Source organism: Streptomyces sp. YS-3 (assembly GCF_045257485.1).
Classification (GTDB): domain Bacteria; phylum Actinomycetota; class Actinomycetes; order Streptomycetales; family Streptomycetaceae; genus Streptomyces.
Window position 1 is genome coordinate 1 of record NZ_JBJHPC010000144.1, and the last position, 13,608, is coordinate 13,608.

The window sequence follows — 13,608 nt, forward strand, 5'->3', positions numbered from 1 at the left end:
GTCGGTGAGGGTCTGCGCGGGGGTGGCGGGTTCGTTGTCCGCGCCGCCGAGGTAGACGGGTCCCCGGTCGCGGTATCCGGCGAGGCGGGCGGCCGTGGTCGCGGCCTCGACGCTGCCCCGGCGCTCGGCCGTGAAGTCCAGCAGGCCGCGCAGTCCGCTCAGTTGGGAGACGACCCGGCGCCGGTTGTTGAGCGCCGGGTCGGCCCGCTCGGCGTCGGTCGCCGGGTCGACGCGGCTCTCGATGAGCAGGCCCACGGCGTTTTTGACGCCCGCGGTGTTGCGCAGGATGCGCTCCTGGCCGTCGCCCGCGACCTGTTTGACCGGCTCGCCGGTGACCGGGTCGGTCCAGATGCCGTAGGTGCCGGTGGAGAAGCCGTCCGCGCGGGCGGCACGCCGTAGGTACGCCTGGGACAGGGTCCGGGCCTCCTCGTGCACCGCCGGGGCGGTGTTGAGGTTGCGCGGCCACAGGTCGAACAGGTCCTTGTCGTAGTACCCGGGCGTGGCGCTGTACTCGTGCAGGTCGTAGACGACGTCGGGCTGTTCGTCGCGGAGCACGGCTGCCACGGCCCGTGCCTCGGCGGTTCGCAGGGCGAGGTGGTCGCGGTTGATGTCGACGCCGTCGGCGTTGACGCGGGTGTCGGCGGCCCGGCCGTCCGGGTTGGCGGTGGGCACCACGTAGAGGGTGGTGCGGTCCAGCAGCCGCCGGGTCGCCGGGTCCTTGGCGTAGGCGAGGTCGCGGACGGTGGTCAGACAGGCCTCCCGGCCCGCCGGTTCGTCGCCGTGCTGGCCGCACACCAGCAGGACCCGGTTCGCGGTGTGCCCGCCGCCGACGCGGACCAGTTGGAGCGGGCGGCCCCGGGTGGTGGTGCCGATGCGGGTGACCGAGACGCGGTCGCTGCCCCGGGCGACGGCCGCCAGGAAGTCCCGCTCCTCCGTCTCCCCGGTCCAGCGCGCCCCGGCGCTGGTCTCGAAGCCGGTACGGGGCGGGCTCGCGGTCGCCCGCGCCGGGACCGTCACCAGGGGCACGGCGAGCGCGGCCCCGGTGAGGCCGAGGAGGAGCGTACGGGCCCTCATCGCGCCCCCGGGACCGGGTGCGCCGGGCGCCGTACCGCGACCCCGGCCGGGTGCGGGGCCTTGGGCGCGACCGAGTGCGGGGCGCCGGAGGTGGCCCGCCGGAACGCTCCCGTACCGCCGAGGAGCGGCAGCTTCGCCGAGGTGCGGGCGAGGTCGAGGGTGAGGGTGGGGCGGCTCGCGGGCGGGTCGATCAGATCCCGGTCGGTGCCCGCGACGATCAGCGCGAGGCGGTGGCCGGCCGGGACGACGTGGTCGGTGGCGTGCAGGTCGAGGGTGATGGTGTACGCCTTGCCCGGGGTCAGCGGCTGTCCGGTGCCGCCCGCGTAGTTGCCGAGGTCGGCCCAGCCACGGCTGAACACGGTGAGGTCGACGGCCTTGGTGTCGGCGCGGGTGACCTTGAAGCAGGCGCTGTCCCCGGCTGTGCTCTCGCCCCAGCAGGTGCGGTCGGTGCCGGTGAGGATGCCCTCGCCGTCGCCGCCGTAGTCGCGGATGGTGTCGGGGCCGAGGTCGACCAGGACCGCCGAGAGGTGGGCGCTGGTGGTGCTCGGGGTGGCGGTGACGGTCACCGTGGAGGAGCCGGAGAGCCGCAGGTCGGCGGCGAGCGGCCCGGTCACGAACCCGGCCTTCTCGGGGGTGGAGCGGTCCACGGCCGCCGCCCACCCGGCCTCGCCCAGCTGGGGGTCGTCGGTGAACGTCTCGGTCGCCCCGGCGGGCGCGGGTTTCAGGGCGAGGCCGCCGACGCCGGGCGCGGAGCCCGCCACCGGGCGCAGCACGGCGTCGCGGGTGCCGGCCGGGGGCCAGGTCCGGTCGGTGGACCACTGGTCGGGGTGGCGCTCGACGTCGGCCATCGGCTCATGCTCGATGCCGTTGTCGTAGCCGAGGAGGTAGTGGTCGAACCACTTGTGGAGGGTGGGGACCCAGTCGGCGCGGCGGTAGTCGAAGGGGTCGACGTGCCCGGTCTGGGAGAGCCAGATCTTGCGCTCGACGCCGTGCGCCGCCAGCGCGTCCCACCACTGGCCGAAGTTCTTGGGGCGGACGTTCAGGTCCTGCATGCCGTGCACCACGAACACGCTCGCCTTCACCCTGCCCGCGTCCGCCACGTAGTCGCGCGCGCTCCACAGCGGCGTCCAGTCGCCGGTGCGCGGGGCCCCGTCGACGAGCTTGCGCTGCACGGCGTCGCAGTGGGCCCGTGCCCCGGGGCTCTCGACGTACTGGGCGAGCCAGTCGGGCCCGGAGTCGTAGAGCGGGGCGCCCTGGGCGAAGTAGTAGTCGTACCAGGAGGAGATGGAGCTGATGGGGACGATGGTCTTCAGGCCCTCGACGCCGGTGGCGGCCACGCCGTTGGCTATCGTCCCGTCCCAGCTCTTGCCGATCATGCCGGTCCTGCCGTTGCTCCACCCCGCGCTCGCCCGCCGGTCACCGGTGCGGGTGGTGTACGCGCGGGCGCGGCCGTTCAGCCAGTCCACGACCGCCTTGGCGGACTGGATGTCGGAGGGGCCGCCGATGTCGGAGCAGCCGTCCGACCGATTGGTTCCGGCCAGGTCGACGCCGACGAAGGCGTAGCCGCGCGGTACGAAGTAGTTGTCGTAGAAGAGCGGCATCTGGACGACGTGGCCCTGGGCGTCGTACGTCTTGAGCTGGCTCTCGTTGCCGCGCCCGCAGCAGGAGTAGTACGGCGAGGCGTCCATGATGACCGGAACCCGGCGGCCCCGGCTCGCGGGCTCGCGGGGGCGGACGATGTCGACGGCGACCCGGTCGCTCCTGCCGTCGCCGTCCGCGTCGAGCCGGGTGTCCACCCAGACGGACTCGCGTATCGCGTTCTCGTACGAGTAGATGGGCGTGCTCTCCTCGGCGCGGGCCGCCTGGGCGCCCACCGGGGAGAGGAACAGGGCCGTCAGGGTGGCCGCGACCGTCACCACGAGCAGGCGCGCCCGACCGGGCGCCCGAAGCGATCTGAACCTGGTGCGGCTGGAGCGCGCAGGAATCGGCATGGAAGCGGACGGTACTCCCGTCAACTCCCGTGCAAAAGGGGGCGGGCACGGTCGGGAAGGGGTCCGGGGCGAGCAGGTCACCATGTCGGCGCAATGGCGATCGTGTGACAGCAGGGGCCATGGACATGACTTGCCGGGCATGCGCTGAATAGGGTCCCAAGAGATCGTTCACCCCGACGACTTGGAGCTCCCGTGCACCGCAGAATCCTCGCCCCGAGCGTGCTCGCCGCGTCGCTGCTGCTGGCGATCCCGGCATCGGCCACCGACTTCACTCCGGGCGCGCCGGGTATCGGTGACCCCTACTACCCGAGCAGCGGCAACGGCGGTTACGACGTTTCCCACTACGACCTGCGGCTGAAGTACCAGCCGGCGACCGACCTCCTGGAGGGCACGGCGACCCTCCTCGCCACCACCACCCAGGACCTCTCCCGCTTCAACCTGGACTTCGGGCTCGCGGTCAGCGAGGTGCGGGTGAACGGCACCCCGGCGAAGTACGCCCGGTCCGGCGCCCAGGAGCTGGAGATCACCCCGGCCGCGCCGCTGCCCCGGGGCAGGTCGGTCTCGGTGGTGGTGAAGTACGCGGGCAAGCCGTCCGAGCTGAGCATCGACGGGTACACCGCCTGGCATCGCACCCCGGACGGCGGCGTGGCGGCGCAGGAGCCCGACTCGGCCGTGTGGTGGTTCCCCTCCAACGACCACCCGCTGGACAAGGCCACCTACGACGTGTCGGTGCTGGTGCCGGACGGCACCCAGGCCATCAGCAACGGCACGCTCCAGTCGCAGAGTTCCAAGCTCGGCTGGACCCGCTACAACTGGCGCTCCAACAAGCCGCAGGCGACCTATCTGACGACGCTGGCGATCGGCAGGTTCGACATCACCAGCGACACCACCGCGGCCGGCCTGCCGGTGATCAACGCGTACAGCAAGGACCTCGGCGACAACGACGGCGCCGCGCGCGCCAGCGTCGAGCGCACCAAGGAGGTCGCCGAGTGGCTGAGCGGCGTCTTCGGGCCGTATCCGTTCGACTCGGTCGGCGGCTATGTGCCGAACGTGACCACCGGCTTCGCCCTGGAGACGCAGACCCGGCCGTACTACAGCCCCAAGCAGTTCGCGAGCGGCTCCAACGTCTCGGTCGTCGTCCATGAGCTGGCCCACCAGTGGTACGGCGACAGCGTCTCGGTGGACGGCTGGAAGGACATCTGGAACAACGAGGGCTTCGCCCGCTACGCCCAGTGGCTCTGGTCGGAGAAGGAGGGCGAGGGCACCGCGCAGGAGCTCGCGGACTACGTGTACGCGCAGCACCCGGCGGACGACCCGTTCTGGAAGGTCGCGCCGGGCGACCCGGGCCCGGAGAACCAGTTCGACCTGGCCGTCTACGACCGGGGCGCGCTCGCCATCCAGGCGCTGCGCAACGCGGTCGGCGACCAGAGCTTCTTCGCGCTCCTGAAGAGCTGGCCCACGGCCCACCGGTACGGCAACGCCAACGTGGGCGACTTCGTGCGGTACGCGGAGAAGATCACCGGCAAGCCGCTGGCCGGGCTCTTCGACACCTGGCTGTACCAGCCCTCGAAGCCCGCGGCCCCGGCTGCCAAGAAGGCCAGGGTGGCGGCCGGTGTGCCGCTCGCCCAGCCGAAGTCCTGGAAGAAGATCGCGGCGACGAACGGCCTCCACGACCACCGCTGAGCACTGCGCCGCACCCGACGGCGGTTCGGCCGCGCGGTTCCCCGCGTCCCTTCGGGGGCGCGGGGTCACCAGGCCCGGATCACGCGCCCTCGGCGGAACTCTCCGCGCCCCCTACGCTGTGCGTGGCACGACGCCACGGCCGCGCGCACGAGGAGCACCCGCCTTGATCGAGCAGCACCCGGGCCCCCGCCCCACGCTGGAAGCCGTCGCGGCGCGGGCCGGCGTCTCGCGGGCCACGGCCTCCCGGGTCGTCAACGGCGGGGCGGGCGTACGGCCGCCGCTCGCCGACAAGGTGCGCCGGGCCGTCGAGGAGCTGGGGTACGTGCCCAACCACGCGGCCAGGACCCTGGTCACCCGCCGCACCGGCGCCGTCGCCGTGATCATTCCCGAGCCGGAGATCCGGATCTTCTCCGACCCGTTCTTCTCCCAGCAGCTCCGGGGCATCAGCAGGGAACTCACCGCGCACGACACCCAGTTGGTGCTGCTCCTGGTGGAGGGTCCGGGCGACTACGGCCGGATCGAGCGCTTTCTCGCGGGCGGCCACGTCGACGGCGCGCTCGCCTTTTCGCTGCACACCGACGATCCGCTGCCCGCGATCGCCCGCAGGACAGGGATGCCGACGGTGTACGGGGGCCGCCCGGGCTGGCCGGTGGCGCCGGGCGAGGAGCCCGTCCCGTACGTGGACGCCGACAACCGGGGAGGCGCCCGGCAGGCCGTGCGCCATCTGCTCGCGCTGGGCCGCACCCGTATCGCGCACATCGCGGGGCCGCGCGACCAGACCTCGGCGACGGACCGGCTCGACGGGTTCCACGACGTGCTGCCCGGCGCCGGGCCGGTCGAGGAGGGCGCCTTCACGGCGGAGAGCGGGGCCCGGGCGATGGCCCGGCTCCTGGAGCGGCGCCCGGACCTGGACGCGGTGTTCGCCGCCAACGACCTGATGGCCTCGGGTGCGCTGCGGGTACTGCGCGAGCGGGGACGCCGGGTGCCCGAGGACGTGGCCCTGGTGGGATTCGACGATCTGCGCGGCGTCGCCGAGACCACCGACCCGCCGCTGACCACGGTCCGCCAGGACATCGAGGGGATGGGCCGGCTGATGGCCCGGCTGCTGCTGCGCGGCCCGGACGAGGCGGCAGGTGGCGCCCCGGCGACGATCGTCACCGGGACGTCGCTGGTCAGACGGGCGTCGGCCTGAGCCGTCGCGGCCGGGCGCCGGTGGCCCGCGAGCGCGCCCTCGCCTCCCGGGCCAGGGGCAGATAGCGCAGCCGCTCGGGCAGTACGGGTACGACGGCCCGCACCACGCGCCCGAACCGGCGCAGCCCGCGCTCCTGCGCGTCGGTCCACTCCAGGCCCAGCGCCGCGCGGGCGTCCGGCGGCAGGAACCCGATCGTCACGAATCGCCTAAAGCGCGCGATACGGGGCAGGAGCACCGGCCAGAGAAGCCGGAGCAGCAGCCGGACGGGGAGCGGGCCGCGGTCGGGGGCGGGGACCTTCGCGTCGACGGCTATGAGCTCCTCGACGACCGTGTTGGTGGCTATCTCGTCGGCCAGCACCTTGCGGTAGTACGGCCAGAACTCCTCGATGGTCTGCGGCATGTCCCGGTCGTGGATGCCCAGGACGCGTCCGACCTGCAGCCACTCCGCGTACATCCGACGCTCCTGGGCCTCGGTGAGGGGGCGGTTCAGATACTTCTGGGAGTGGGCGAAGACGGGGTAGCCGGTGGCGTGCACCCAGGCGTAGTTGGCGGGGGTCAGGGCGTGGTAGCCGCGGCCCCGGGCGTCGGTGCCCCGGATGGTCCGGTGCAGCCGGCGCAGCCGCCGCCCCTCCTCGACGGCCGCCTCGCCGCCGTACACCCACAGCTGGAGGGAGCGCAGGGACCGCTCGCCACGCCCCCAGGGGTCGGTGCGGAACACGGAGTGCTCGTCGACCCCGGCGCCCACGGCCGGGTGCGCTACCTGGAGGGTGAGGGCAGAGGGCAGGGTCAGCAGCATCCGCACGTCGCCGGCGAGGCTCCACAGGACACCGCCGGGCGGAGGCGGGGCGGGGTCGGACGGCGTACGGCTCTCGATCATGTATCCAGGATTACCAGATGACAGATCACATAATTTCCCATCTGTCACCGGGGCGACCGGGGGCCACGGTGCAAACGGGAGCCGGAGGGCGCCGGAGCATGATCGTCCACACGTTCCGGCCCCGGAAAGAAAGGCGCCACCAGACGGTTACCCCGAAGTAACCGCGGCTGGTTTGATGTGCGCGCCAGTCCAACCCCCACCCCACCCACGGGAGTTCCAGTGCCGCACTCCGCGCTCCGCCATGCCCCCGGCGCGGCCCTCGCCGCCGCGCTCACCGCCGCCACGCTGGCCGCCACCGCCCCGTCGGCGTCGGCCGCCGCCGCGGACGTGCCCCGGCTGAAGGTGCTCACCTACAACACCTTCCTGATGAGCACCGCCCTCTACCCGAACTGGGGCCAGGAGCACCGGGCCCAGGCGATACCGGCCGCGCCCTTCTTCCAGGGCAACGACGTGGTGGTCCTCCAGGAGGCGTTCGACAACTCCGCCTCGGACGCGCTGAAGCGGACGGCCGCCGCCCAGTACCCGTACCAGACCCCGGTGGTCGGCCGGAGCAAGGACGGCTGGGACGCGACGAGCGGCTCCTACTCCTCGACCACCCCCGAGGACGGGGGCGTCACCGTGCTCAGCAAGTGGCCGATCCTGCGCAAGGAGCAGGTGATCTTCAAGGACGCCTGCGGTGCGGACTGGTGGTCCAACAAGGGCATCGCCTACGTCGTGCTGAACGTCAACGGCGCCAAGGTGCACGTCGTCGGCACCCATCTGCAGTCCACGGACTCCGGGTGCGGGGCGGGCGAGGCGGCCAGGGACCGGTCGCTCCAGCTCAAGGCGGTCAAGGCGTTCCTCGACGCCAAGAACATCCCGGCCGGCGAGGAGGTCATGCTCGCCGGGGACCTCAACGTGGACTCGCACGGCTCCGAGTACGCCTCGATGCTCGCCGACGGCGGACTGGCCGCGGCGGACTCGCGCACCGGCCACCCGTACTCGTTCGACACCGTGGACAACTCGATCGCCGCCTACCGCTACCCCGGCGAGCCGCGCGAGGACCTGGACCACGTCCTGCACTACCAGGGGCACGCCCGTCCCTCCGGCTGGAACAACACCGTGGTCAAGGCCGCGTCGGCGCCCTGGACGGTGAGCAGCTGGGGCAAGAGCTACACCTACACCGACCTCTCCGACCACTACCCGCTGGTCGCGGGCGGCTGAGCCGCCGGGCGGGCCTTCCCGGGCGGGTGACAACAGTGGTGAGACAGCAATACTGTTGCATCGCTACCGCGCACCCGGGGAAACGAGGCACCGCATGGCGACGGAGACCGAGGAGCCGACCCTGACGGTCGACGAACTGGCCGCGCGGGCGGGGGTCACCGTACGCACCATCCGTTTCTACAGCACCCGCGGACTCCTGCCGCCCCCCGCGATCGGACCCCGGCGCGTCGGCCACTACGGCCCGGCGCATCTGTCCCGGCTCGCGCTGATCGAGGAGTTGCAGCACCACGGGATGACGCTGGCCGCGATCGAACGGTATCTGGAGCAGTTGCCGCCCGGCCTCAGCGCGCACGACCTGGCCATCCACCGGGCCGTGGTCGCCTCCTGGGCGCCGGACGCGGCCGAGGAGACGACCCGGGCCGAGCTGGAGCGCCGGGCCGGGCGGGCGCTGTCCGACAACGACCTCGACCGGCTGGCCGCGATGAGCGTCCTGGAGCGGACCGAGGGGAGGAGCGACGCGTTCCTGGTCGACCCCGCTCTGCTGGCGCTGGGGGTGCAGCTCCTGGACGTACCGATCGCACACGAGACGATCCTCGCGGCCCGGACCGTGCTCCTGGAGCACACCCGCTCGGCCGCGCACGAGCTGACGCGGCTGTTCCGGGACGAGGTGTGGAACCCCTACCGGGAGCGGGAGTCGGACCCCGACCATGTGGCGGCGATGCGGTCGCTGTCCGCCCATATGCAGCCGATGGTGGTGCAGGCGCTGGTCACCGCCTTCCAGCGCTCGCTGAAGGAGGAGCTGCGGGCGGCGTTCCGCGCGGAGGACGAAGCGGGGTGACGGGCAGGGGATCCGCTCCCCCGCCCGTCGCCCCCCACATGTCGGTCCTCACGCGTCGGTCCTACGCGTCGGTGAACTTCTCGCCCTTCTCCGCCTTCTCCACCAGCAGCGCGGGCGGCAGGAACCGGTCGCCGTAGCGCTCGGCCAGCTCGCGGGCGCGGGCCACGAAGCCCGGCAGACCGGTCCCTCCCCGGGCGCCGCCGTCGTAGCCGTTGATGTACTGGATCACGCCGCCCGTCCAGGCCGGGAAGCCGATGCCCATGATGGAGCCGATGTTGGCGTCGGCGACCGAGGTGAGGACGCCCTCCTCGAAGAGCCGCACGGTGTCCAGCGACTCCGCGAAGAGCATCCGCTCCTTCATGTCCTCGAAGGGGATGTGCGCGCCCGGCTTGCCGAAGTGCTCGCGCAGCCCCGGCCAGAGCCGTACGCGCCTGCCGTCGCCGTCGTACTCGTAGAAGCCCGCGCCGCCGCTGCGGCCGGTGCGGCCGAACTCGTCGACCATGCGGTCGATGACCGCGTCCGCCGGGTGGCCGGGCCAGACGCCGCCGGCCTCCTCGACCGCCCGCCGCGTCTCGTCGCGGATCTTGCGGGGCAGGGTGAGGGTCAGCTCGTCCATGAGCGAGAGCACCTTGGCGGGGTAGCCCGCCTGGCCGGCCGCCTGCTCGATGGAGGCGGGCTCGACGCCCTCGCCGAGCATCGCCACGCCCTCGTTGATGAACTGGCCGATGACCCGCGAGGTGAAGAAGCCGCGCGAGTCGTTGACCACGATCGGGGTCTTGTTGATCTGGCGGACCAGGTCGAAGGCGCGGGCCAGGGCCTCGTCGCCGGTGCGCTCGCCCCGGATGATCTCGACCAGGGGCATCTTGTCGACGGGCGAGAAGAAGTGCAGCCCGATGAAGTCGGCCTGGCGCGTCACGCCCTCGGCGAGGCCGGTGATCGGCAGGGTCGAGGTGTTGGAGCAGAGCAGCGCGTCCGGCTCGACGATGTCCTGGATCTCCTGGAACACCTTGTGCTTGAGCTCGGTGTTCTCGAAGACCGCCTCGATCACCGCGTCGCAGCCCGCCAGGTCCCGCGCGGTGGCGGTCGGGGTGATGCGGGCGAGGAGTTCGTCGCGCCTGGCCTCGGTGGTGCGGCCCCGCGAGAGCGCCTTGGCGAGGAGCTTCTCCGAGTACGCCTTGCCCTCCCGGGCGGCGTCGAGCGAGACGTCCTTGAGGACGACCTCGATACCGGCGCGGGCGCAGGAGTAGGCGATGCCCGCGCCCATCATGCCGGCGCCGAGGACAGCGACCTTGCGGACCGGGCGCGAGGGGATGCCCTGGGGGCGGTTGGCCCCGGAGTTGACCGCCTGGAGGTCGAAGAAGAACGCCTGGATCATGTTCTTCGCGGTCTGCCCGGTGACCAGCTCGGTGAAGTAGCGGGCCTCGATGGTCTGGGCGGTCTCGAAGTCGACCTGGGAGCCCTCGACGGCGGCGGCGAGGATGTTGCGCGGCGCCGGGTAGGGGGCGCCGTTGAGCTGCTTCTTGAGGTTGGCCGGGAAGGCCGGGAGGTTGGCGGCGAACTTCGGGTTCGACGGGGTGCCGCCCGGGATGCGGTAGCCGGGTGCGTCCCAGGGCTGCTGCGACTCGGGGTGGGCGTCGATGAAGGCGCGGGCCTTGGCGAGCATCTCCTCGGGCGTGGCGGCGACCTCGTGCACCAGGCCGTTCTCCAGCGCGCGGCGCGGGGAGTACTGGGTGCCCTGGAGCAGCACCTTCAGCAGCGCGTCCGCGATGCCCATCAGCCGTACGGTACGGGTCACGCCGCCGCCCGCCGGGAGCAGGCCCAGGGTGACCTCGGGCAGACCGATCTTGGAGCCGGGGGCGTCGAGGGCGATCCGGTGGTGGCTGGCGAGGGCGATCTCGTAACCGCCGCCGAGCGCGGCGCCGTTGATGGCGGCGACGACCGGCTTGCCCAGGGTCTCGATGCGGCGCAGCGAGTTCTTGATCGCCATACCGGTGTCGAACGCCTGCCGGGCGTTCTCGGGGCCGACCTGGATCATGTCCTTGAGGTCGCCGCCCGCGAAGAACGTCTTCTTGGCGGAGGTGTAGATGATGCCCCGGATGGAGTCCTTCTCGGCCTCGGCGCGCTCCGCGACGGCCGCGATGGAGTCCTTGAAGGCCCGGTTCATCGTGTTGGCGGACTGGTCGGGATCGTCCAGGACGAGGGTGACGACGCCGGTCTCGTCCTGTTCCCAGCGGATGGTGGTACTCGTCGACATGACTGCCATGTGATGGTGCTCCGTAACGGGATTGGCCGGGAAGAGGACGGTCAGAGACGCTCGACGACGGTGGCGATGCCCATGCCGCCGCCCACGCAGAGCGTGGCGAGGCCGTAGCGCCGGTCGCGGCGCTCCAGTTCGTCGACGAGGGTGCCGAGGATCATCGCGCCGGTGGCGCCCAGCGGGTGGCCCATGGCGATGGCGCCGCCATTGACATTGATCTTGTCGAGCGGGAGGCCCATGTCCCGGGCGAAGCGCAGCACCACGCCGGCGAACGCCTCGTTGATCTCCACGAGGTCGATGTCGTCGATGGTGAGCCCGGCCTTGGCGAGCGCCTTGCGGGTGGCGGGGGCGGGACCGGTGAGCATGATCGTGGGCTCGGAGCCGGAGACGGCCGCGGAGACGATCCGGGCGCGCGGGGTCATGCCGTAGCGCTCGCCGACCTCGCGGGAGCCGATGGCGACCAGGGCGGCGCCGTCGACGATGCCGGAGGAGTTGCCCGCGTGGTGGACGTGGTCGATCTTCTCCACCCAGTGGTACTTCTGGAGCGCCACCGCGTCGAAGCCGCCCATCTCGCCGATGGCGGCGAACGAGGGCTTCAGGGCGGCGAGCGAGTCGGCCGTGGTGCCGGGGCGCATGTGCTCGTCGTGGTCGAGGACGACGAGGCCGCTGCGGTCCTTGACGGGGACCACGGACCGGGCGAACCGCCCGTCCTTCCAGGCCTCGGCGGCCCGCTCCTGGGAGAGCGCCGCGTACTCGTCGACGTCACGGCGGGTGAAGCCCTCGACGGTGGCGATGAGGTCGGCGCCGATGCCCTGGGGGGCGAAGTTGGTGTCGAAGTTGGTCATCGGGTCGGCGAACCAGGCGCCGCCGTCCGAGGCCATCGGCACCCGCGACATCGACTCGACGCCGCCCGCGAGCACCAGGTCCTCCCAGCCCGAGCGGACCTTGGCGGCGGCCATGTTGACCGCTTCCAGACCCGAGGCGCAGAAGCGGTTCTCCTGGACTCCGGCGACGGTGTCCGGCAGCCCGGCGGCGATCGCCGCGATCCGGGCGATGTCGGAGCCCTGGTCGCCGACCGGGCCGACCACGCCGAGGACGATGTCGTCGATCGCCGCCGGGTCGAGGCCGGGGAAGCGCCCGCGGATCTCGTGGATCAGTCCGACGACCAGGTCGATCGGCTTGGTGCCGTGCAGGGAGCCGTTGGCCTTGCCCCGCCCGCGCGGCGTGCGGATCGCGTCGTACACATACGCTTCGGTGCTCACGGAAAAGCCTTTCAGAGGGTTAGCCGAGCAGGGAACGACCGATGATCTCCTTCATGATCTCGGTCGTCCCGCCGTAGATGGTCTGGATGCGTCCGTCCGTGAAAGCCCTGGCGACGCGGTACTCGCTCATATAGCCGTAGCCGCCGTGCAGTTGCAGACAGCGGTCGGCGGTGCGCTTCTGGAGCTCGGTGGCCCACCACTTGGCCATCGAGGCGTGCACGGCGTCCAGCTCCCCGTTCGAGTGATCCTCGATGCAGCGGTCGAGGAAGGCGCGGGTGACGGCGCACTCGGTGGCCAGCTCCGCGATCTCGAAGCGGATGTGCTGCTTGGTGGCGAGCGGGCGCCCGAAGGCCTCGCGCTCCTTCACGTACTGGGTGGTGATCTCCAGGAGGTGTTCGGCGGCGGCGATCCCGGCGACGGCGATGGCCATGCGTTCCTGCGCCAGATTGGTCATGAGGTGGACGAAGGCGCCGTTGAGCTCCCCGAGGAGGTTGTCCTTGGGGACCCGTACGTCGTGGAAGAACAGCTCGGCGGTGTCCTGGGACTTCTGACCGATCTTGTCGAGGTTGCGGCCACGCTCGAAGCCCGCCATGCCCCGCTCCACGACGAGCAGGGACAGACCGTGGGCGCCGCCCTCGGGCGTCGTCCTGGCGACGACGATCACCAGGTCCGCGAGGATGCCGTTGGAGATGAACGTCTTGGAGCCGTTCAGCAGCCAGTGGTCGCCCCTGTCCTCGGCGCGGGTGGCGATGCCCTGGAGGTCGGACCCGGCGCCCGGCTCGGTCATGGCGATCGCCGTGATCAGCGAGCCGTCGCAGAAGCCCGGCAGCCAGCGCCGCTTCTGCTCCTCGGTGGCCAGCCCGGTCAGATACGGCCCGATGATGTCGTTGTGCAGCCCGATCGCCAGGCCCGGGACGCCCGCGCGGGTGAACTCCTCGGAGAGGACGGCGCTGTAGCGGAAGTCGGCGGTGCCGCCGCCCCCGTACTCCTCGTCCACGGCGAGCCCGAGCAGGCCCTGGCGTCCGGCGGCCAGCCAGGCCTCGCGCGCGACGATGCCGCCCTTCTCCCACTGCTCGTAGTGCGGCAGGACCTCCTTGGCGAGGAAGGCGCGGACGGTCTCGCGGAAGGCGTCGTGCTCGGCGGTGAAGATCTGCCGCTTCAACGGTCGTTCTCCTTGGTGGGCTCGGCGTCTGCGGCCTCGGCGAGCTCCGGCACACCCCAGTCGCGGGCG

The 13,608-nt window shown here is 72.0% G+C and carries 10 protein-coding genes; 4 read left to right on the top strand and 6 right to left on the bottom strand.

Annotated features, from left to right (window positions below; genetic code table 11):
* On the bottom strand, window positions 1-1,074 hold a 1,074-nt coding region (locus ACJA3G_RS14710; protein WP_406553416.1), incomplete at its 3' end, for a M14 family metallocarboxypeptidase.
* Entirely contained in the window at window positions 1,071-3,065 is a 1,995-nt protein-coding gene (locus ACJA3G_RS14715) for a Xaa-Pro dipeptidyl-peptidase (protein ID WP_406553417.1), read from the bottom strand. The genes ACJA3G_RS14715 and ACJA3G_RS14710, both read right to left, overlap by 4 nt.
* A 192-nt stretch (window positions 3,066-3,257) precedes the next feature.
* On the opposite strand from ACJA3G_RS14715, the gene ACJA3G_RS14720 reads away from it, so the two are divergent.
* Window positions 3,258-4,748, top strand: coding sequence for a M1 family metallopeptidase (locus ACJA3G_RS14720; protein WP_406553418.1), 1,491 nt, complete (start codon window positions 3,258-3,260; stop codon window positions 4,746-4,748).
* Window positions 4,749-4,911: 163 nt separating this feature from the next.
* Entirely contained in the window at window positions 4,912-5,940 is a 1,029-nt protein-coding gene (locus tag ACJA3G_RS14725; protein WP_406553419.1) for a LacI family DNA-binding transcriptional regulator, read from the top strand.
* Here the strand turns inward: ACJA3G_RS14725 and ACJA3G_RS14730 are convergent.
* The gene (locus ACJA3G_RS14730) at window positions 5,921-6,817 is read right to left on the bottom strand and encodes an oxygenase MpaB family protein (protein WP_406553420.1); all 897 of its coding nucleotides are present in this window, start codon (window positions 6,815-6,817) and stop codon (window positions 5,921-5,923) included. The genes ACJA3G_RS14725 and ACJA3G_RS14730 overlap by 20 nt on opposite strands.
* Window positions 6,818-7,036: 219 nt before the next feature.
* Between ACJA3G_RS14730 and sph the strand changes: the two genes are divergently transcribed.
* Together sph and ACJA3G_RS14740 are read left to right on the top strand one after the other, a co-directional pair.
* Complete coding sequence (gene sph / locus ACJA3G_RS14735) at window positions 7,037-8,020, top strand: sphingomyelin phosphodiesterase (RefSeq protein ID WP_406553421.1); 984 nt, start codon at window positions 7,037-7,039, stop codon at window positions 8,018-8,020.
* A gap of 94 nt (window positions 8,021-8,114) precedes the next feature.
* Window positions 8,115-8,858, top strand: a complete 744-nt coding sequence (locus tag ACJA3G_RS14740) for a MerR family transcriptional regulator (RefSeq protein ID WP_406553422.1) — start codon at window positions 8,115-8,117, stop codon at window positions 8,856-8,858.
* A gap of 61 nt (window positions 8,859-8,919) precedes the next feature.
* On the opposite strand, the gene ACJA3G_RS14745 is transcribed toward ACJA3G_RS14740, so the two are convergent.
* Genes ACJA3G_RS14745 through ACJA3G_RS14755 form a run of 3 tightly spaced genes read right to left on the bottom strand, consistent with a single transcriptional unit; the run spans window position 8,920 to window position 13,539 of the window.
* Entirely contained in the window at window positions 8,920-11,112 is a 2,193-nt protein-coding gene (locus ACJA3G_RS14745) for a 3-hydroxyacyl-CoA dehydrogenase NAD-binding domain-containing protein (RefSeq protein ID WP_406553423.1), read from the bottom strand.
* 50 nt (window positions 11,113-11,162) lie between these two features.
* On the bottom strand, window positions 11,163-12,377 hold the full coding sequence (locus ACJA3G_RS14750; protein WP_406553424.1) for an acetyl-CoA C-acetyltransferase: 1,215 nt from the start codon (window positions 12,375-12,377) through the stop codon (window positions 11,163-11,165).
* 19 nt (window positions 12,378-12,396) lie between these two features.
* Window positions 12,397-13,539 carry an acyl-CoA dehydrogenase family protein gene (locus ACJA3G_RS14755; protein WP_406553425.1) on the bottom strand — a complete coding sequence of 381 codons (1,143 nt, stop codon included), beginning with the start codon at window positions 13,537-13,539 and terminating at the stop codon, window positions 12,397-12,399.
* Window positions 13,540-13,608: the final 69 nt, after the last annotated feature.

Coding starts and splice junctions, on each gene's coding strand:
- ACJA3G_RS14740 (WP_406553422.1), top strand. CDS start 8,115: ATGGCGACGGAGACCGAGGAGCCGACCCTGACGGTCGACGAACTGGCC.
- ACJA3G_RS14745 (WP_406553423.1), bottom strand. CDS start 11,112: ATGTCGACGAGTACCACCATCCGCTGGGAACAGGACGAGACCGGCGTC.
- ACJA3G_RS14715 (WP_406553417.1), bottom strand. CDS start 3,065: ATGCCGATTCCTGCGCGCTCCAGCCGCACCAGGTTCAGATCGCTTCGG.
- ACJA3G_RS14730 (WP_406553420.1), bottom strand. CDS start 6,817: ATGATCGAGAGCCGTACGCCGTCCGACCCCGCCCCGCCTCCGCCCGGC.